18 protein-coding genes and 1 tRNA gene are annotated in these 17,310 nt (G+C 59.5%); 6 read left to right on the forward strand and 13 right to left on the reverse strand.

What is annotated here, in order from left to right; genetic code table 11:
- Nucleotides 1-21 precede the first annotated feature (21 nt).
- From ychF to PG5_RS24130, 8 genes are all read right to left on the reverse strand, one after another.
- Entirely contained in the window at nt 22-1,122 is a 1,101-nt protein-coding gene (gene ychF / locus PG5_RS24095; protein WP_020799734.1) for a redox-regulated ATPase YchF, read from the reverse strand.
- 22 nt (nt 1,123-1,144) lie between these two features.
- On the reverse strand, nt 1,145-1,729 hold the full coding sequence (gene pth / locus PG5_RS24100; protein WP_020799735.1) for an aminoacyl-tRNA hydrolase: 585 nt from the start codon (nt 1,727-1,729) through the stop codon (nt 1,145-1,147).
- Between the two features lie 169 nt (nt 1,730-1,898).
- Entirely contained in the window at nt 1,899-2,498 is a 600-nt protein-coding gene (locus tag PG5_RS24105) for a 50S ribosomal protein L25/general stress protein Ctc (RefSeq protein ID WP_007981839.1), read from the reverse strand.
- Between the two features lie 142 nt (nt 2,499-2,640).
- The gene (locus PG5_RS24110) at nt 2,641-3,582 is read right to left on the reverse strand and encodes a ribose-phosphate pyrophosphokinase (RefSeq protein ID WP_003171603.1); all 942 of its coding nucleotides are present in this window, start codon (nt 3,580-3,582) and stop codon (nt 2,641-2,643) included.
- A gap of 45 nt (nt 3,583-3,627) precedes the next feature.
- Nucleotides 3,628-3,702: transfer RNA gene (locus PG5_RS24115), tRNA-Gln, on the reverse strand.
- A gap of 36 nt (nt 3,703-3,738) precedes the next feature.
- On the reverse strand, nt 3,739-4,590 hold the full coding sequence (gene ispE, locus PG5_RS24120; protein ID WP_020799737.1) for a 4-(cytidine 5'-diphospho)-2-C-methyl-D-erythritol kinase: 852 nt from the start codon (nt 4,588-4,590) through the stop codon (nt 3,739-3,741).
- Nucleotide 4,591: 1 nt separating this feature from the next.
- Nucleotides 4,592-5,209 carry a lipoprotein insertase outer membrane protein LolB gene (gene lolB, locus PG5_RS24125; RefSeq protein ID WP_020799738.1) on the reverse strand — a complete coding sequence of 206 codons (618 nt, stop codon included), beginning with the start codon at nt 5,207-5,209 and terminating at the stop codon, nt 4,592-4,594.
- Nucleotides 5,210-5,213: 4 nt separating this feature from the next.
- Nucleotides 5,214-6,938 (reverse strand): tetratricopeptide repeat protein, encoded by a 1,725-nt coding sequence (locus PG5_RS24130; RefSeq protein ID WP_042955698.1) that lies wholly within the window; start codon nt 6,936-6,938, stop codon nt 5,214-5,216.
- Nucleotides 6,939-7,252: 314 nt separating this feature from the next.
- On the opposite strand from PG5_RS24130, the gene hemA reads away from it, so the two are divergent.
- The 6 genes from hemA to PG5_RS24160 all read left to right on the forward strand — a co-directional run bounded on the left by hemA (nt 7,253) and on the right by PG5_RS24160 (nt 12,622).
- The gene (gene hemA / locus PG5_RS24135) at nt 7,253-8,542 is read left to right on the forward strand and encodes a glutamyl-tRNA reductase (RefSeq protein WP_020799740.1); all 1,290 of its coding nucleotides are present in this window, start codon (nt 7,253-7,255) and stop codon (nt 8,540-8,542) included.
- Nucleotides 8,539-9,621: a peptide chain release factor 1 gene (prfA, locus tag PG5_RS24140; RefSeq protein WP_020799741.1), complete on the forward strand. Its 1,083-nt coding sequence runs from the start codon at nt 8,539-8,541 to the stop codon at nt 9,619-9,621. The genes hemA and prfA overlap by 4 nt, the downstream gene beginning before the upstream one ends.
- A complete protein-coding gene (gene prmC, locus PG5_RS24145) occupies nt 9,622-10,452 on the forward strand; it encodes a peptide chain release factor N(5)-glutamine methyltransferase (protein WP_020799742.1) in 831 nt (276 codons plus the stop codon).
- Nucleotides 10,446-11,201 (forward strand): molybdopterin-synthase adenylyltransferase MoeB, encoded by a 756-nt coding sequence (locus tag PG5_RS24150; protein WP_020799743.1) that lies wholly within the window; start codon nt 10,446-10,448, stop codon nt 11,199-11,201. Before prmC ends, PG5_RS24150 begins: the two co-directional genes overlap by 7 nt.
- A complete protein-coding gene (gene murI, locus PG5_RS24155; protein WP_042955699.1) occupies nt 11,194-11,985 on the forward strand; it encodes a glutamate racemase in 792 nt (263 codons plus the stop codon). The genes PG5_RS24150 and murI overlap by 8 nt, the downstream gene beginning before the upstream one ends.
- A gap of 118 nt (nt 11,986-12,103) precedes the next feature.
- On the forward strand, nt 12,104-12,622 hold the full coding sequence (locus tag PG5_RS24160; protein ID WP_020799745.1) for an acyloxyacyl hydrolase: 519 nt from the start codon (nt 12,104-12,106) through the stop codon (nt 12,620-12,622).
- Between the two features lie 60 nt (nt 12,623-12,682).
- Here PG5_RS24160 and PG5_RS24165 read toward each other — a convergent pair whose 3' ends face one another.
- The 5 genes from PG5_RS24165 to PG5_RS24185 form a co-directional block, all read right to left on the reverse strand.
- Nucleotides 12,683-12,988: a YkgJ family cysteine cluster protein gene (locus PG5_RS24165; protein WP_033044015.1), complete on the reverse strand. Its 306-nt coding sequence runs from the start codon at nt 12,986-12,988 to the stop codon at nt 12,683-12,685.
- 85 nt (nt 12,989-13,073) lie between these two features.
- Nucleotides 13,074-13,856 carry an SDR family oxidoreductase gene (locus PG5_RS24170; RefSeq protein ID WP_020799748.1) on the reverse strand — a complete coding sequence of 261 codons (783 nt, stop codon included), beginning with the start codon at nt 13,854-13,856 and terminating at the stop codon, nt 13,074-13,076.
- Between the two features lie 72 nt (nt 13,857-13,928).
- On the reverse strand, nt 13,929-15,374 hold the full coding sequence (gene phrB / locus PG5_RS24175; protein ID WP_033044014.1) for a deoxyribodipyrimidine photo-lyase: 1,446 nt from the start codon (nt 15,372-15,374) through the stop codon (nt 13,929-13,931).
- Between the two features lie 34 nt (nt 15,375-15,408).
- On the reverse strand, nt 15,409-16,350 hold the full coding sequence (locus tag PG5_RS24180) for a MerR family transcriptional regulator (RefSeq protein ID WP_020799750.1): 942 nt from the start codon (nt 16,348-16,350) through the stop codon (nt 15,409-15,411).
- On the reverse strand, nt 16,350-17,309 hold the full coding sequence (locus PG5_RS24185; RefSeq protein ID WP_020799751.1) for a DUF523 and DUF1722 domain-containing protein: 960 nt from the start codon (nt 17,307-17,309) through the stop codon (nt 16,350-16,352). The genes PG5_RS24180 and PG5_RS24185 overlap by 1 nt, the downstream gene beginning before the upstream one ends.
- Nucleotide 17,310 lies beyond the last annotated feature (1 nt).

Here is a 17,310-nt window from a genome sequence, read left to right on the forward strand (position 1 = left end):
TTTTGTTAATGGTTGCGAACGTCAGACGTTGAAGCGGAAGTGCATCACGTCGCCGTCCTTGACGATGTAATCCTTGCCTTCCAGGCGCCATTTGCCTGCTTCCTTGGTACCGGCTTCACCCTTGTACTGGATGAAGTCGTTGTAGGCGATCACTTCGGCGCGGATGAAGCCCTTTTCGAAGTCGGTATGGATCACGCCTGCAGCTTGTGGTGCGGTAGCACCGACTCGCACGGTCCAGGCGCGGACTTCTTCGACACCGGCGGTGAAGTAAGTCTGCAGGTGCAGCATTTCGTAGCCAGCGCGGATCACGCGGTTCAGGCCAGGCTCTTCGAGGCCCAGGGCTTCGAGGAACATGTCTTTCTCTTCACCGTCATCGAGCTCGGCGATTTCCGCTTCGATCTTGTTGCACACCGGAACAACCATGGCGCCTTCTTCTTCGGCGATGGCCTTGACCACGTCCAGGTGCGGGTTGTTCTCGAAACCGTCTTCAGCGACGTTGGCGATGTACATGACCGGCTTGGTGGTCAGCAGGTGGAAGCCCTTGATCACCGCCTTCTCGTCGGTGCCCATGTTCTTCATCAGGCTGCGCGCCGGCTTGCCTTCGGTGAAGTGCGAGATCAATTGCTCCAGCAGGCCTTTCTGGACCACTGCGTCCTTGTCGCCGCCCTTGGCGTTGCGCGCGACTTTCTGCAGTTGCTTCTCGCAGCTGTCGAGGTCGGCGAAGATCAGTTCCAGGTCGATGATTTCGATGTCGCGTTTGGGGTCGACGCTGTTGGAGACGTGAATCACGTTCTCGTCTTCGAAGCAGCGGACCACGTGGGCGATGGCATCGGTTTCACGGATGTTGGCCAAAAACTTGTTGCCCAGGCCTTCACCTTTCGACGCGCCGGCCACGAGACCTGCGATGTCGACGAATTCCATGGTGGTCGGCAGGATGCGCTTTGGATTGACGATTTCCGCCAGGGCCTGCAGGCGCGGATCCGGCATCGGCACGATACCGCTGTTGGGCTCGATGGTGCAGAAGGGGAAGTTCTCGGCCGCGATACCGGATTTGGTCAGGGCGTTGAACAGGGTGGACTTGCCGACGTTAGGCAGGCCGACGATGCCGCAATTGAATCCCATGGTGTTTCCCCTCGGGTAAAAGTCAGGCCTTCTGGCTGTGCAGGTTTTTCATCGCGCGGTTCCATTCACCGGCGAGGATATCCGGCAGCACGCCGAGGGCAAAGTCGATGCTGGCATCGAGTTTTTCCTGTTCGGCGCGTGGCGCACGACCCAGGACGAAATTTGAAACCATGCTGGCGACGCCCGGGTGACCGATGCCAAGCCGCAGGCGGTGGAAAGTGTTCTGATTGCCCAGTTGCGCAATGATGTCGCGCAAACCGTTATGACCGCCATGGCCGCCGCCCACTTTGAGTTTGGCAACGCCCGGAGGAAGATCGAGTTCGTCGTGTGCCACGAGGATTTCTTCAGGCTTGATGCGGAAGAAACCTGCAAGGGCCGCCACGGCCTGGCCGCTACGGTTCATGTACGTGGTGGGAATCAGCAGACGAACATCCTGACCCTGATGCGAAAAGCGCCCGGTCAGGCCGAAATATTTGCGGTCCGCCACAAGATTCACACCTTGTGCGTTCGCGATGCGCTCAACAAAAAGGGCCCCTGCGTTATGCCGGGTCTGTTCGTATTCAGCGCCTGGATTTCCCAAGCCAACGATCAGTTTAATGGCAGTCACGATAGGGGCCCTTCATTGGAGTGGTGGATAACATCGCCGCAATCAGGGAGTGCGGCGAAAGTGGACGAAAATTGCTCATTTACCATGATGTAAACTCCGCGTTCTCGCCCGCTTTCTCGCTACGCTCTAGTCCGCGATGTTTCCGGTCACTCCGGCAGCGCAGAGTAAATTACTCTGCAGCGCCTTCTGCAGCTTCTGGAGCAACACGTGGAGCGTGGACGTTGGCAACAGCCTTGTCATCGCCGTGTGCCAGAGCAACAAACTCAACGCCTTTAGGGGCTTTGAGGTCGGACAGGTGAATGATCGAACCGATTTCAGCGTCAGCCAGGTCGACTTCGATGAACTCAGGCAGATCTTTCGGCAGGCAGGAAACTTCGATCTCGGCAACAACGTGCGAGATTTCGCCGCCTTTCTTGGTCGGTGCTTCTTCGTTGATGAAGTGCACTGGAACGATAGCGGTCAGCTTCTGGCCGGCAACTACGCGTACGAAGTCAGCGTGCATCACGTGGCCTTTGGCCGGGTGACGTTGCAGAGCTTTGATTACGACGTTTTGCTTGGTGCCACCAACGTTCAGCTCGATGATGTGGCTGTAAGCCGCTTCGTTTTCGAGCAGTTTGGCAACTTCTTTGGCCAGCATGCTGATGGATTCAGGGGCTTTGTCGCCACCGTAAACTACAGCTGGAACCAGGCTTGCGAGACGACGCAGGCGGCGGCTCGCACCTTTCCCCAGGTCGGAACGCACTTCAGCATTCAGAGTAAAATCGTTCATGTTGTATCTCCAAAATAACCACACTCGCCCCAGCGTTTGCGACCAGCGCTAAAGGCGATATGGGCAAAAAAGCCCCGCCCCGACAGGAATGCCGGGGCGGGGCGCTTTTCGTCAACGAGACATTTCGAGAAGGGCAGGGCCCTTAGCGGAACATCGCGCTGATCGATTCTTCATTGCTGATGCGGCGAACCGCCTCGGCAACTACCGGTGCGATATCCAGTTGGCGGATACGCGCACAGGCTTGTGCTGCAGCGGACAGCGGGATGGTGTTAGTCACCACCAGCTCGTCCAGCACGGAATTTTCGATGTTTTCGATCGCCCGACCGGACAACACAGGGTGCGTGCAGTAGGCGAAAACCTTGGCAGCGCCATGCTCTTTCAAGGCCTTGGCCGCGTGGCACAGGGTGCCGGCGGTATCGACCATGTCATCGACCAGAATACAGGTACGCCCTTCGACATCACCGATGATATGCATCACTTCAGAGTGATTGGCTTTCTCACGGCGTTTGTCGATGATCCCGAGATCCACGCCCAGGGATTTGGCAACGGCACGTGCACGCACGACGCCACCAATGTCCGGGGATACGATCATCAGGTTTTCGAAGCGCTGATCTTCAATGTCATCCACCAGAACCGGGGAGCCGTAGATGTTATCTACCGGAATATCGAAGAAACCCTGGATTTGGTCAGCATGCAGATCAACCGTGAGAACACGGTCGATGCCGACTACGGTAAGCATGTCAGCCACGACTTTCGCGCTGATAGCTACACGTGCGGAACGCGGACGGCGATCCTGGCGGGCATAACCAAAGTAAGGAATAACAGCAGTGATACGAGTAGCCGAGGAGCGGCGGAAGGCATCAGCCATCACTACCAGTTCCATCAGGTTATCGTTGGTCGGAGCGCAAGTCGGCTGAATAATGAAGACATCTTTACCGCGGACGTTTTCATTGATCTCGGCTGTAATTTCGCCGTCGGAGAATTTACCGACAGAGATGTCACCGAGAGGGATATGCAGCTGACGTACGACACGCCGAGCCAGATCGGGGTTAGCATTCCCCGTAAAGACCATCATCTTGGACACGCGCAGTACCTAGAGGCTGAGGGTAACCTGGATGAGTATAGAAAATGGCAGGGGCGGCTGGATTCGAACCAACGCATGGCAGGATCAAAACCTGCTGCCTTACCGCTTGGCGACGCCCCTGTATCTGTTGCAACGATTACCCAGTAATCGGTTCCTTTAGAGCAGACTTTGCAGCTTGCGATGCAACATCGAGATGTTGCTTCCTTTTGCTACAAACCCTGTAAGGGTCTCTGTAAGAAGGGCCGAGACTTTATCAGCTTCAGCTTTGCTTGGGAAGCCCCCAAACACACAACTTCCAGTTCCGGTGAGTTTTGCTTCGGTAAAATTACCTAACAAATTCAATGCGTTACGTACCTCTGGATAACGCCTTGCTACCACCGGCAAGCAGTCATTTCGACTGTTTCCCTTGGGAACGGGGCGCACTTTAATGGGAGGAGTGTTACGTGTCAACAACGGATCTGAAAAAATTTCTGCCGTACTTACAGAGACTTGCGGCACCAGCACGAGATACCAGGGTTCCTCCGGGTCGACAGGGGTCAGTTTCTCGCCCACGCCCTCGGCGAAAGCCGCATGGCCGCGCACGAAAACCGGGACATCGGCGCCCAGCGTCAAGCCCAGCGCGGCCAGCCGATCCTCGTCCCAACCCAGTTGCCAGAGGTGATTGAGGCCGAGCAGGGTGGTGGCGGCATTCGAACTGCCGCCGCCGATGCCGCCGCCCATGGGCAGGACTTTATCGATCCAGATATCAATACCGAGCGAGCAGCCGGATTGCGCCTGAAGTTTTTTCGCGGCCTTGACGATCAAGTTACTGTCGTGGGGGACGCCTTCGAACTCGGTGTGCAGGCAAATGACACCGTCGTCGCGCACGGCAAAGGTGATTTCGTCGCCGTAGTCGAGAAATTGAAACAGCGTCTGTAGCTCATGGTAGCCGTCTTCACGGCGACCCAGAATGTGCAGCATCAAATTGAGTTTGGCCGGCGACGGCAGGGTCAGGCGATTGGCTGGCATGTCATTGCCCCAATTTGCGTGGTTGCCAGGCCTTGATCACCAGCGTGACATCCAGGTCGGTGCCGTGCAGTTTGATCCGCTCGGGCAACCAGTAACCATTCTGCTCGGTGTAGGCCGTGTACTCGACCTGCCAGCCGTCCTGTTCGAGGTTGGCCAGACGGCTGTCGCCATCGAGCGTCAGGCGGCTTTTGCTGTCCGGTGCGGGGAGCCCGCGGACCCACCAGGCCAGGTTGGAAACCGGCAGCTTCCAGCCCAGCTGTTCTTCAAGCAGGGCATCCGGGGAAGGCGCTTCGTAGCGTCCCTGGTTGGCGACCTCCAGGGAAACCTTGCCCGGACGCCCGGTCAGGCGCGCTGCACCGCGACCCAATGGGCCCGAGAGGCGGATGTCGTAGTACTCCTGGCGTTGCAGCCAGAACAGCGTGCCGCTGCCGGAGTCCTTGGGCGCACGGATGCCGATCTTGCCGTCGATCTGCCAGCCATCAAGACTCGCAAGTTGCAGTTTGTGCTCGCGCCATTGCGCTGGGCTGCCGTGGCCCACGACCGATTCGCGGGCAGTGAAACCCGCACAGCCGGCGAGCAGGGCGATAAAACTGAAAACGATGAGGTGGCGCAAAAACATAATCTTAAAGAGTCTCTGATCCGGTCAGGCGCTTGATGGTACTGCGCAGGGTAGGGCTGTCGGGCTGATCCTTGAGGAACTTGCCCCAGATTTGCCGCGCTTCGCGTTGCTTGCCATTGGCCCACAGGACTTCACCGAGGTGGGCGGCGACTTCCTGGTCGGGGAAGCGCTCCAGGGCCTGGCGCAGCAGGCGCTCGGCTTCGTCGAGATTGCCCATGCGGTAGTTCACCCAGCCGAGGCTGTCGAGAACCGCCGGGTCTTCCGGAGTGATCCGGTGCGCTTGCTCGATCAGCGCCTTGGCTTCGGCGTACCGCGTCGTGCGGTCAGACAGGGTATAACCGAGGGCGTTCAATGCCATGGCATTGTCTGGATCGCGCTTGATGATCAGGCGCAGGTCTTTTTCCATTTGTGCCAGGTCATTGCGTTTTTCCGCCTGCATGGCGCGGGTATAAAGCAGATTCAGGTCGTCCGGGTATTTTTGCAGGGCTTGTTCCAGGACTTTCCAGGCCTTGTCCCCCTGTTTGTTGGCGGACAGGGTTTCGGCTTCGATCAGGTACAACTGGATCGCATAGTCCGGTTGCTCATCGCGCTCTGCCGCCAGCTTGCGCTGGGCTTCGGCAGTCTTGCCGTTATTCATCAGAATGTCGGCCTGACGCAGTTGTGCAGGCAAATAGTCGTTACCCGGGCCGACCTGGCCGTACTCGATCAGCGCGCCTTGGGGATCGTTACGTTCTTCAGCAATGCGCCCAAGGTTCAGGTGCGCCGAGTCGACATGGCTGTCACGGGCGATCAGGTCTTCAAGGTAGCCCTTGGCCTCGTCCCAGGCCTTGGCCTCCAGGCAGACGAGCGCCAGGGAATAACGCAGGTCGTCGTCTTCGGGGTATTGCTGCACCAGGCTTGAGAACTCGGCCTTGGCATCATCCATGCGGTCCTGTTCAACCAGCATGCGCGCGTAAGTCAGGCGAAGGCGCTTGTCATCCGGATACTTCTTGATGCTTTTTTGCAGCAGGGGCAAGGCTTCGTCGCCGCGATCAAGGGACTGCAGCAAGCGTGCGCGCAGCAGGATCGGGGCGATTTCGCCGTCGTCCGGCGGATTGTCTTCCAGCAGGGTCAGCGCGCCTTTGGTGTCGCCATCCTGTTGCAGCAGCAAAGCCTTGCCAAAAATCAGCTGGCCGTTGTTCGGGTGGCGCTGCAGCAAACGGTCAAAACTTTTCATCAGGCCATTGCGCGTGTCCTGGTCGGTATCGGCCGCGGACAGAGCGAGGAAGTCGAAATGGGTATCGCCCTTGCCCTGCAGCACTTTCTCCATGTAGACCATGGAATCGTCATAGCGCCCGGCGCGTGCCAACTGCACGGCGGCGGCCCGCTGGGCCTCAAGGTCGTCCGGCGCGTTTTTGGCCCAGATCAGTGCCGTGTCCAGGGCGGCCTGGTCGGCGCCCAGGTACTCGGCAATGCGGAATGCCCGCTCGGAGATGCCCGGATCCTGGGTATTGATGGCCTGGGTCACGTAGTTGTCCAGGGCGATGTCGAAACGATTGCGCTGGCCAGCCAGCTCCGCACTCAGCAGGCTGAAGACGGTGTCTTCGCTGAATGAACTGTAGACCTTGGGCTTTTCAGGGGCCGGGGTGGAGTCTTCGACCGGCGACGGGTCATCCGTCGACACGGGAGCCAAGGCCTGGCAGCCGCTGAGAAAGACAAGGGCGAGGAGCAACGCGGAAGATCTATTCATATAGGAAGAGGACGACTAACCTGCGGTCGGATCATCATGACACAAGCCTTCGGTCAAACATAACCGGCCCCGGCAATTTACCGTCACACCCCATGCCCGGCCCCACCCTGTAGGAGCTGCCGCAGGCTGCGATCTTTTGATTTTGCTTTTTCAAGATCAAAAGATCGCAGCCTGCGGCAGCTCCTACAAAGGCTGAAACGAGAATGGATCGCAGGTCGGGATACCGCCTACCAGGCCAATAGATATCGAGTAGTTGTTCTGAATCTGGCGAAGTAGGACAATTGCCGGCTTCACGTCACCACCAGCGACTTTGAATGGCCTTCCTTGCACTCGGTATTAACCACAAGACTGCTTCAGTAGACGTCCGCGAGCGCGTGGCCTTTACCCCTGAACAGCTGGTCGAGGCCTTGCAGCAGCTCTGCCGACTCACCGACAGCCGCGAAGCTGCGATCCTCTCCACCTGCAATCGCAGTGAACTCTATATAGAGCAGGATCACCTGTCGGCGGATACCGTGTTGCGCTGGCTGGCCGAATATCATCATTTGAGCCTCGATGAGCTGCGTGCGAGTGCTTATGTGCACGAAGACGATGCGGCAGTTCGTCACATGATGCGAGTCGCTTCCGGGCTTGATTCGCTGGTGTTGGGCGAGCCGCAGATCCTCGGCCAGATGAAGTCGGCCTACGCCGTGGCTCGCGAGGCCGGCACCGTCGGACCGTTGCTCGGGCGCTTGTTCCAGGCGACGTTCAATGCGGCCAAGCAAGTGCGCACCGACACCGCCATCGGCGAGAACCCGGTGTCCGTGGCGTTTGCCGCGGTCAGCCTGGCCAAACAGATCTTCAGTGACCTGCAACGTAGCCAGGCCTTGCTGATCGGTGCCGGCGAGACCATTACACTGGTCGCCCGCCATCTGCACGACCTGGGCGTGAAACGTATCGTGGTGGCCAACCGCACGCTGGAGCGCGCGAGTATTCTGGCCGAGCAGTTTGGCGCCCATGCGGTGCTGCTATCGGACATTCCGGCAGAGTTGGTGCGCAGCGACATTGTCATCAGTTCCACGGCGAGCCAGTTGCCGATCCTTGGCAAGGGCGCCGTTGAAAGCGCCCTGAAACTGCGCAAGCACAAACCGATCTTCATGGTCGATATTGCCGTGCCACGGGATATCGAGCCAGAAGTCGGCGAGTTGGACGACGTATACCTCTACAGCGTCGACGATCTCCACGAAGTGGTCGCCGAGAACCTCAAGAGTCGCCAGGGTGCAGCCCAGGCGGCCGAAGAGATGGTCTCGGTGGGCGCCGAAGACTTCATGGTGCGCCTGCGTGAGTTGGCGGCGGTGGACGTGCTCAAGGCCTATCGTCAACAGAGCGAGCGCCTGCGCGACGAAGAATTGCAAAAGGCCCAGCGTCTGCTGGCCAATGGCAGCAGCCCCGAGGAGGTGCTGGTGCAACTGGCACGCGGCCTGACCAATAAACTCTTGCACGCACCGAGCGTGCAATTGAAAAAGCTCTCTGCCGAAGGTCGCCTCGATGCGCTGGCGATGGCCCAGGAACTCTTTGCCCTCGGTGAGGGCTCATCGGAAAGCTTTTCGGATAAGAAACCGCAATGAAAGCGTCACTGCTCAATAAGCTGGACATCCTCCAGGACCGTTTCGAGGAATTGACCGCCTTGCTTGGCGATGGCGAGGTCATTTCCGATCAGAACAAGTTCCGTGCCTATTCCAAGGAATACGCGGAAGTCGAGCCGATCGTCGAAACCTACAAACAGTTGCTCAAGGTGCAGGGTGACCTCGAAGGCGCCCAGGCGCTGCTCAAGGATAGCGACCCGGACATGCGCGAGATGGCCGTGGAAGAAGTCCGCGAAGCCAAGGAGCGCCTGGTCGAGCTCGAAGCCAACCTGCAACGCATGTTGCTGCCCAAGGACCCGAATGACGGGCGCAACGTATTCCTCGAAATCCGCGCCGGCACCGGCGGTGACGAGGCGGCGATTTTCTCTGGCGACTTGTTCCGCATGTACTCGCGTTACGCCGAGCGTCGCGGCTGGCGGGTGGAGATCCTCTCGGAAAACGAGGGTGAACACGGCGGCTATAAGGAAGTGATTGCGCGAGTCGAAGGCGACAACGTCTATGGCAAGCTGAAGTTCGAGTCCGGCGCCCACCGCGTGCAACGGGTGCCGGCGACCGAGTCCCAGGGACGCATCCACACGTCGGCCTGCACCGTGGCGGTGTTGCCCGAGCCGGACGAGCAGGAAGCGATCGAGATCAACCCGGCAGACCTGCGCATCGATACCTACCGCTCCTCCGGTGCGGGCGGTCAGCACGTGAACAAGACCGATTCGGCGATCCGCATCACACACTTGCCGTCCGGTATTGTCGTGGAGTGCCAGGAAGAGCGTTCGCAGCACAAGAACCGTGCGCGGGCGATGTCCTGGCTGTCGGCCAAGCTCAATGACCAGCAAACCAGTGCCGCCGCCAATGCCATCGCCAGTGAGCGCAAGCTGCTGGTGGGCTCGGGGGACCGCTCCGAACGTATCCGTACCTACAACTTTGCCCAGGGCCGGGTGACCGACCACCGGGTGAACCTGACGCTGTATTCGCTCGACGAAATCCTCGCCGGGGGCGTCGATGCCGTGATCGAGCCGTTGCTGGCCGAGTACCAGGCCGATCAACTGGCCGCGATAGGTGAGTAAATGACGATCATTGCCAGTTTGTTGCGTGCAGCCGATCTGCCCGACTCGCCCACGGCGCGCCTGGATGCCGAACTGTTGCTGGCGGCTGCGCTGGGCAAGTCCCGCAGCTTCCTGCACACCTGGCCGGAACGCATCGTGCCGAGCGAAGCGGCGTTGACCTTCGCCGAGTATTTGCAGCGCCGCCGCAGCGGTGAACCGGTGGCGTACATTCTTGGCCAGCAAGGTTTCTGGAAGCTCGACCTGGAAGTTGCGCCGCACACGCTGATCCCGCGGCCAGACACCGAGTTGCTGGTGGAGGCCGCGTTGGAGCTGTTGCCGGCCACCCCCGCCAAAGTACTCGACCTGGGCACTGGCAGTGGCGCGATTGCCTTGGCCCTGGCCAGCGAGCGTCCGGCCTGGAGCGTGACTGCCGTGGATCGCGTGCTGGAAGCCGTAGCCCTGGCCGAACGCAACCGCCAACGCCTGCATCTGAATAACGCCAAGGTACTGAGCAGCCATTGGTTTAGCGCCCTGGAAGGCCAACGTTTTCAACTGATCATCAGTAACCCGCCCTACATCGCAGCCACCGACCCGCACCTGGTCGAGGGCGATGTGCGTTTTGAACCGGCCAGCGCCCTGGTGGCCGGTGTCGACGGGCTTGATGATCTGCGTCTGATCGTCGCCCAGGCGCCGGACCATCTCGACACGGGCGGCTGGCTGATGCTCGAGCATGGTTACGATCAGGCCGAGGCCGTCCGCGATTTGCTGTTGACCCGCGGTTTCGAGCAAGTTCACAGCCGCACCGATCTGGGCGGTCACCAACGCATCAGTCTGGGGCGCCTGCCGTGCTGAATGATCAGGAGTTGCTGCGTTACAGTCGGCAGATTCTGCTGCAACACATCGATATCGACGGCCAGTTGCGGCTCAAGGACAGCCGAGTATTGATCGTCGGCCTCGGTGGCCTTGGTGCGCCGGTGGCGCTGTACCTCGCCGCCGCAGGGGTTGGCGAATTACATCTGGCGGATTTCGACACGGTCGACCTGACCAACCTGCAGCGCCAGATCATTCACGACACCGACAGCGTCGGCATGGGCAAAGTCGATTCGGCAATCAAGCGCCTGACGGCGATCAACCCCGAAATCCGCTTGATCGCTCATCGTGCAGCACTCGATGAAGATTCCCTGGCCGCTACTGTCGCCGCCGTAGACCTGGTCCTCGATTGCTCGGACAATTTCTCCACCCGTGAAGCGGTCAACGCGGCTTGCGTGAGCGCCAGCAAGCCGCTGGTCAGTGGTGCGGCGATTCGCCTTGAAGGGCAGTTGTCGGTGTTCGATCCGCGTCGAGCAGAAAGCCCGTGCTACCACTGTCTATATGGGCACGGCAGCGAAGCTGAATTGACCTGCAGTGAGGCCGGGGTGGTCGGGCCGTTGGTGGGACTGGTCGGCAGCCTGCAAGCGCTTGAAGCGTTGAAGTTGCTGGCCGGATTCGGCGAGCCGCTGGTAGGGCGCCTGCTGCTGATCGACGCCTTGGGTTCGCGCTTTCGCGAATTGCGAGTCAAGCGAGATCCGGGTTGCAGCGTCTGTGGGCCCAAGCATGCGTGAAGCGCCGATTGGCGTATTCGACTCCGGTGTCGGCGGGCTTTCGGTGCTAGCCGAGATCCAGCGTTTGTTGCCTGACGAATCCCTGTTGTATGTCGCCGATTGCGGGAACATTCCCTACGGCGAGAAAACCCCGGAATTTATCCAGCAGCGTTGCAGCGTCATGGCCGAGTTTTTTCAACGCCAGGGCGCCAAGGCCCTTGTCCTGGCCTGCAACACCGCCACTGTCGCCGGTGTTGCCGACTTGCGTCGCGATTACCCGCAATGGCCCATCGTCGGCATGGAGCCCGCCGTCAAGCCGGCCGCTGCCGCTACCCGCAGTGGCGTGGTCGGCGTGCTGGCCACGACGGGAACCCTGCAGAGCGCCAAGTTCGCCGCGTTGCTCGACCGCTTCGCCACCGACGTTCGAGTGATCACCCAACCTTGCCCGGGGTTGGTCGAGTTGATCGAAAAAGGCGACTTGCACAGTCCCGTCCTGCACCAGCTGCTGGAGCGTTACGTCCGGCCGCTGCTTGCCGAGGGTGCCGACACCATCATCCTGGGCTGCACCCATTACCCTTTCCTCAAGCCCTTGCTCAAACAGATGATCCCCGACGACATCAGCCTGATCGATACAGGTGCGGCGGTTGCGCGTCAGCTTCAGCGCTTGCTCGCCGAGCGCGAATTACTGGCCGCCGGGCCTGCTCGTGCTGCGCAATTCTGGACGAGCGCCGATCCTGTTCATTTCACAAATATATTGCCGATACTGTGGAATAACGCTGGTGTTGTGCGAAGCTTTGAAGGGTAAGCAATTTTCTGGGCAGAGGAAGAATTTGGGCTGAACTTCTGAATAACCGTCGACTTCTATAGCTGTGAACGTAGATCAATAAAATACCGAACGTAATCGTTGGGATAAGGATGTTTCTATGAAGCGACTATTTTGTTTGGCCGCGATTGCGGCTGCATTGATGGGGCACAGTTTCACTGCGCAAGCAGCAGGCGTGGAGTTCGGAGTCGGTCAGACCGGCGAATCAACCATGACTTATCGATTGGGCATGCAATTCGATTGGGACAAGAGTTGGTGGCAGAGCGACGTGGGTCGTTTAACCGGTTACTGGAGCGGCGCCTACACCTATTGGGATGGCGACGAGACCACCAGTAATCACAGCCTTTCATTTTCGCCAGTGTTTGTTTACGAGTTCGCCGGTCAGAGCGTTAAGCCTTACGTCGAGCTCGGGTTTGGCGTGGCGGTGTTCGCCAGTACTGAAGTCGAAAGCAATGAACTGGGCAGCGCGTTTCAGTTCGAGGACCGCTTAGGTGTGGGACTGCGCTTTGCCGGTGGGCATGAAGTCGGAATTCGCGCGACGCACTATTCCAATGCCGGGATTACCAGCCCGAACGATGGTATAGAAAGTTACGCGCTGCATTACACGATGCCGTTGTAAGGATCACTGTCTGAGCAACATACCCTGTGGGAGCTAGCCTGCTGGCTCCCACATTGAGTTTCAGCGATACGCCGTCGAAATCCCTTGGCGCTCTTCGATGCATTCCGCCGCCCCCATCTCGAATTCCCTGCAGATCAGCGGGCGTTTTTCGTAGATGGTGCACATCATCGTGTTGCGATCCAGCGCGGCACACCAGCCGTCGTCCAGGCGCAACATGACCTCTCCACCCCAGTCATCGGTGTCGATGAATCGCTCGGGCACGCCGGTATCGGTGATCAGCATGACTTCGAGCTGGCAGCAGCAGGCTGCACAAGTCGAGCAGGTCACCGCGGGGGTGGCGATTTGTAGGTGAGGGATGTTTTTCATGGCGCGCAGTGTAAGGCAGTCAGCCGGCACCGTGTGAAAGCTCTGACGGACGCTCAGTCGCTGGCATCCGCTGCAAGTCTTTCGATCACAACTGATCCATGATTGGCGGGCTGCTGCGAACCATGCGTTTGCCAATCGCCAGCTTCGTCCGGTCGAGCATTTTCGGTAGCGGCCATAGGGTGGACATGAGCATCCCCGGCAGCGCGATCTCCAGTGGTCGGCTCCTGATTTCGTGGAAGATGTGCTGCGCAGCTTTCCCTGCCTTCCAGGAGAGTGGCATGGGTAAATCATTTTTCCCGTTCAGTGTCGTCTGGACGAACCCGGGATTGACCATTGTGACTTCGATCCCTTCCGGTGCGAGGTCGATGCGCAGGGATTCGAACAGGTAACGCATCCCGGCTTTCGAGCCGCGATAAGTTTCGGCGCGGGGCAGTGGCAGGTAAGTCACCGAGCTGGCCAAGCCCACCAGGTGCGGTGCGGTACCAGCGCGCAGCAATGGCAACGCGGCTTCGATGCAGAAGCTGCTGGCGAGCAGGTTGGTGCGCACCACATGCTCGATGATCGAGGCGTCGAACTGCTTGCCATCGACGTATTCGCAGGTGCCGGCGTTAAGGATCACGGTGTCCAGAGAGCCCCAGTCCCGAGCAATCCGTTCGCCGATTTCACGTACTGTCTGGCTGTTGGTCAAGTCACCAGCGACCACCAATACTTTTCCGGGGTAACGCAGGGACAAGACTTTCAGTGGGGCCAGCGAGCGGGCGCTAACAGCCAGGTGGGCGCCGCTCTTGAGTATTTCTTCAGCCAGCGCGGCGCCAATGCCGTTACTCGCACCGGTCAACCAGTATCGTCGTGGAGGGGTAAGATTCATCCCATTCTCCTTTGCAGAAAGCCAGTCGCCCGGCCAAATTCCATCTGGTGTTCATAGAGACGCTGCAGGAGGTTATTCATGGAGGCTCCCGGCAGTCTGCCGCGACGGCAGATTCTTGAAGGCAGCCAGGGCGCGGGCGCGGGAGGTGCTCAGGTCGACGATCGGCGCCGGATAACCTGCCACGCCGAACAAACCGCCAAGATGCGCCGGGTTATGCACAGCCTTTTTATCGAGCCCCGACAGTTGCGGGAGCCAGTGCTTGATGAACAAGCCTTCGGCGTCGAATTTTTCCGACTGGCTCAGCGGGTTGAAGATACGGAAATAAGGCGCCGAATCGGTGCCGGTGGACGAACTCCATTGCCAGCCGCCGTTGTTCGCGGCCAGGTCGCCGTCGATCAGATGGCGCATGAAAAAGCGTTCGCCCTCGCGCCAGTCGATCAGCAGGTTCTTGGTCAGGAACATCGCCACCACCATGCGCAGGCGATTGTGCATCCAGCCGGTTTCCAGCAGTTGGCGCATGGCTGCGTCGATGATCGGCAAACCGGTGCGGCCCTGCTGCCAGGCGGCCAGTTCTTCAGGGGCGTTGCGCCACGCCAGGGCTTCGGTTTCCGGGCGAAAGGCACGGTGACGAGAAACCCGCGGGTAGCCCACCAGGATGTGTTTGTAGAACTCGCGCCACAGCAGTTCATTGATCCAGGTGATGGCGCCGACCTTGCCGCTTTCGAACTCGCCCTGGTTGCTTTGCAGCGCGGCATGCAGGCACTGGCGGGGCGAAATCACCCCGGCGGCCAGATAGGCCGAGAGCTGGCTGGTGCCGGGTTTTGCCGGAAAGTCGCGCTCGCTCTGGTAGTAGTCGATCTGTATGTCGGTAAAACTGTCGAGACGGCGCCGGGCTTCGTCTTCACCGGCCGGCCACAGCTCACGCAGGCTCTCCGGGGGGGCGTCGAACCCTTCGACCTGCGTCGGGATGGCGTCGCTGGCAATATTCAGTGCGGTTTGCGCCAGTGGTGTGCGTACCAGGCTGGGCAGTGAATGATGCAGTCGTTCATAACAGACTTTGCGGAACTGACTGAAGACCTGAAAGTAACTACCGGTTTTGGTCAGCACACTGCCGGGCTTGAATAGCAGTTGGTCGAGATAGTCATGGACCTCGATGCCTTCGGCTTTCAGGGCCTGGGCTACCGCTGCATCGCGGCGGGTTTCGTGGATGCCGTATTCCTCGTTGAGATGCACCGCATCGATCTGCAATTGCCGGCACAACTCGAGCAGCACTGCCGGTGCGTCATCCCAGCGTGGGGCATGGCGGATCAGCAGGGGAATGTTCAACTGGCCCAGCGCACCACTCAACGCCTGCAGGTTGCGCAGCCAGAAGTCCACTTTGCAGGGGGCATCATCATGTTCGCGCCATTGCTCCGGGCTCAATAGATACACCGCCACGGTCGGGCCACGGGCTGCCGCGGCCGAGAGGGCGGTGTTGTCATGCAGGCGCAGGTCGCTGCGCAGCCAGATCAATTGCATTGTTGTGTTCGCCCGTTTCATTGAACAAACGCCATTAGATGAGCCCGCGTTGAACGAGTGCCTGGTGCGCCGCCAAGGGGCTGTCGGCCAGGTACAGGTCACTGATTTCGGAAGTTATTGCGCACAACTCGGTGTGGTGGATGCACACCGTCGCTCCGACGATCATTTTTGGGCAACTGAGGCTGTTTAAAAGTTTCGGCAATGTTGAAAGTTTTATGGCTTTGCTGGAATAAAGCAGTACGCCCCGTGCTTGCAGAAAATCGACAGCCAGCGCAAGTTCACCGGCGGGCAATGGCCAGTCAAACACTTGCACCGGGCAATCGGCACTGCTGATCAACCAGGCCGTGAGCCACACGTGAGGTTCGAGTGGCAGATCCGATTGATTGATCAGCAGCAGTGGCGCGCCGTGTAACTGGCGGTTGTTGTGGTAGAGGCGCGCGCCAAATTTGCTTCTGAGCCAGGAGTAAAAAAATCCTCGCTCCATTTGCGTGCCGAACTGGCCTTGCCAGCGTTGTTCCAGCTCCGCCAGCAGGGGCATGAGTAACTGCTCGCACAGGGTGCGCGGCGGGTACAACGCCATGGCTTGGTTGATGGTGTCGTCCAGGGGGCGTTCGGTCAGCTGCGTGACGGCGGTGAACAGGGTATTGCGCAACACTTGCCAATCGTTTTCAACGAGTTCGCTGAAAGCCTGCGGCGTGTCGAGCAGTTGCTTGACCTGGCTGACGGCCACGCCGCGGTTGAGCCAGGTGAGAATCGTCAGAATACGTTGGACATGTTCAGCCGAGAACAGCCGGTGCCCCTTGGGCGTGCGGTGCGGCACGATCAGGCCGTAGCGACGTTCCCAGGCTCGCAGTGTCACGGCGTTCACCCCAGTCTGCCGGGCAACTTCGCGAATCGGCAGCCAGCCATCATCCAGGGCCTTCTTGAAGTCGGCACCAAAGTCTTCGCTGGCGCTGCTGTCGAGTCGGGATTTCATTAGATTGCATTTCGCAGGCTGAGATTTTCCGGGTGGGGTTGCAGGTACGCCTGCTGATCGATGTACGGGTCGGGATGCTGGCGAAAGTGATGCTTGAGCAACGTCAGCGGCACCACCAGCGGCACGATGCCTTGGCGGTATTGCCCGATGAGGTTTTGCACCTCTTTCTTGTCCTCGGCGCTGATGGCTTTTTTCAGGTAACCGCAGAGGTGCTGCAAGACATTGGTGTGGGTGCGGCGGGTTGCGCATTGCTTCAGGGCCGCCATCAACAGGCTGAAGTAGCGTGGTCCGAGCTCTTTCGGGTCGGTCTGCCCCATGTTGCCCAGCAAATTGCCGAGCGCTTTGTATTGCACCGGGTTGTGGGCCATCAGCAGGTACTTGTAGCGTGAGTGAAATGTTGTCAGTGCGCGGCGACTCAGGCCTTCGTGCAACAACTGTTGCCAGGCGCTGTAGGCGAATACACGGGTGATAAAGTTTTCTCGCAACACCGGGTCGTTCAGCCGACCGTCTTCTTCCACCGGCAAGTCTCCTTGCTGGGCACAGAACGCTTGGGCGTAGATGCCCCGGCCACCACCCTTCTGCGGTGCGCCATTGACGTGGTAGACCTTGACCCGCTCCAGGCCGCAGGAAGGGGATTGCTGCATGAAGATGTAACCGCAGATATCGTCAAGTTCCGCCGCCATGTGCCGACCATAGTCCGCCAGCGGCCGGGTGACGTTGATCTCGCGGTCGACAGTGCCGACGGCCTGAGGTGCATCCGCATCCCCTACCAGGCGGATTGGCTGGCGCGGGGTGCCCAGGCCGATGGCGACTTCAGGGCAGATCGGGACGAAATCGAAATAGTCGCTGAGGACCTGGATGCACAGGCGAGAAGCCTTGTGCCCGCCGTTGTAGCGCACGTCAAAACCCATCAGGCAGGCGCTGATGGCGATTTTCGGTTTGGCAGGGGGCAGGGGCATC

It is taken from the genome of Pseudomonas sp. G5(2012) (assembly GCF_000408945.1).
GTDB lineage: Bacteria > Pseudomonadota > Gammaproteobacteria > Pseudomonadales > Pseudomonadaceae > Aquipseudomonas > Aquipseudomonas umsongensis.

Bases quoted from the DNA above. Each gene is read 5' to 3' on its own strand.
- ispE (WP_020799737.1), bottom strand. From the start codon at position 4,590: ATGCCAGCCAATCGCCTGACCCTGCCGTCGCCGGCCAAACTCAATTTG.
- PG5_RS24185 (WP_020799751.1), bottom strand. From the start codon at position 17,309: ATGCCCCTGCCCCCTGCCAAACCGAAAATCGCCATCAGCGCCTGCCTG.
- hemA (WP_020799740.1), top strand. From the start codon at position 7,253: ATGGCCTTCCTTGCACTCGGTATTAACCACAAGACTGCTTCAGTAGAC.
- PG5_RS24105 (WP_007981839.1), bottom strand. From the start codon at position 2,498: ATGAACGATTTTACTCTGAATGCTGAAGTGCGTTCCGACCTGGGGAAA.
- PG5_RS24165 (WP_033044015.1), bottom strand. From the start codon at position 12,988: ATGAAAAACATCCCTCACCTACAAATCGCCACCCCCGCGGTGACCTGC.
- PG5_RS24130 (WP_042955698.1), bottom strand. From the start codon at position 6,938: ATGAATAGATCTTCCGCGTTGCTCCTCGCCCTTGTCTTTCTCAGCGGC.
- PG5_RS24170 (WP_020799748.1), bottom strand. From the start codon at position 13,856: ATGAATCTTACCCCTCCACGACGATACTGGTTGACCGGTGCGAGTAAC.
- ychF (WP_020799734.1), bottom strand. From the start codon at position 1,122: ATGGGATTCAATTGCGGCATCGTCGGCCTGCCTAACGTCGGCAAGTCC.
- PG5_RS24180 (WP_020799750.1), bottom strand. From the start codon at position 16,350: ATGAAATCCCGACTCGACAGCAGCGCCAGCGAAGACTTTGGTGCCGAC.
- lolB (WP_020799738.1), bottom strand. From the start codon at position 5,209: ATGTTTTTGCGCCACCTCATCGTTTTCAGTTTTATCGCCCTGCTCGCC.
- phrB (WP_033044014.1), bottom strand. From the start codon at position 15,374: ATGCAATTGATCTGGCTGCGCAGCGACCTGCGCCTGCATGACAACACC.
- prmC (WP_020799742.1), top strand. From the start codon at position 9,622: ATGACGATCATTGCCAGTTTGTTGCGTGCAGCCGATCTGCCCGACTCG.
- prfA (WP_020799741.1), top strand. From the start codon at position 8,539: ATGAAAGCGTCACTGCTCAATAAGCTGGACATCCTCCAGGACCGTTTC.
- murI (WP_042955699.1), top strand. From the start codon at position 11,194: ATGCGTGAAGCGCCGATTGGCGTATTCGACTCCGGTGTCGGCGGGCTT.
- PG5_RS24160 (WP_020799745.1), top strand. From the start codon at position 12,104: ATGAAGCGACTATTTTGTTTGGCCGCGATTGCGGCTGCATTGATGGGG.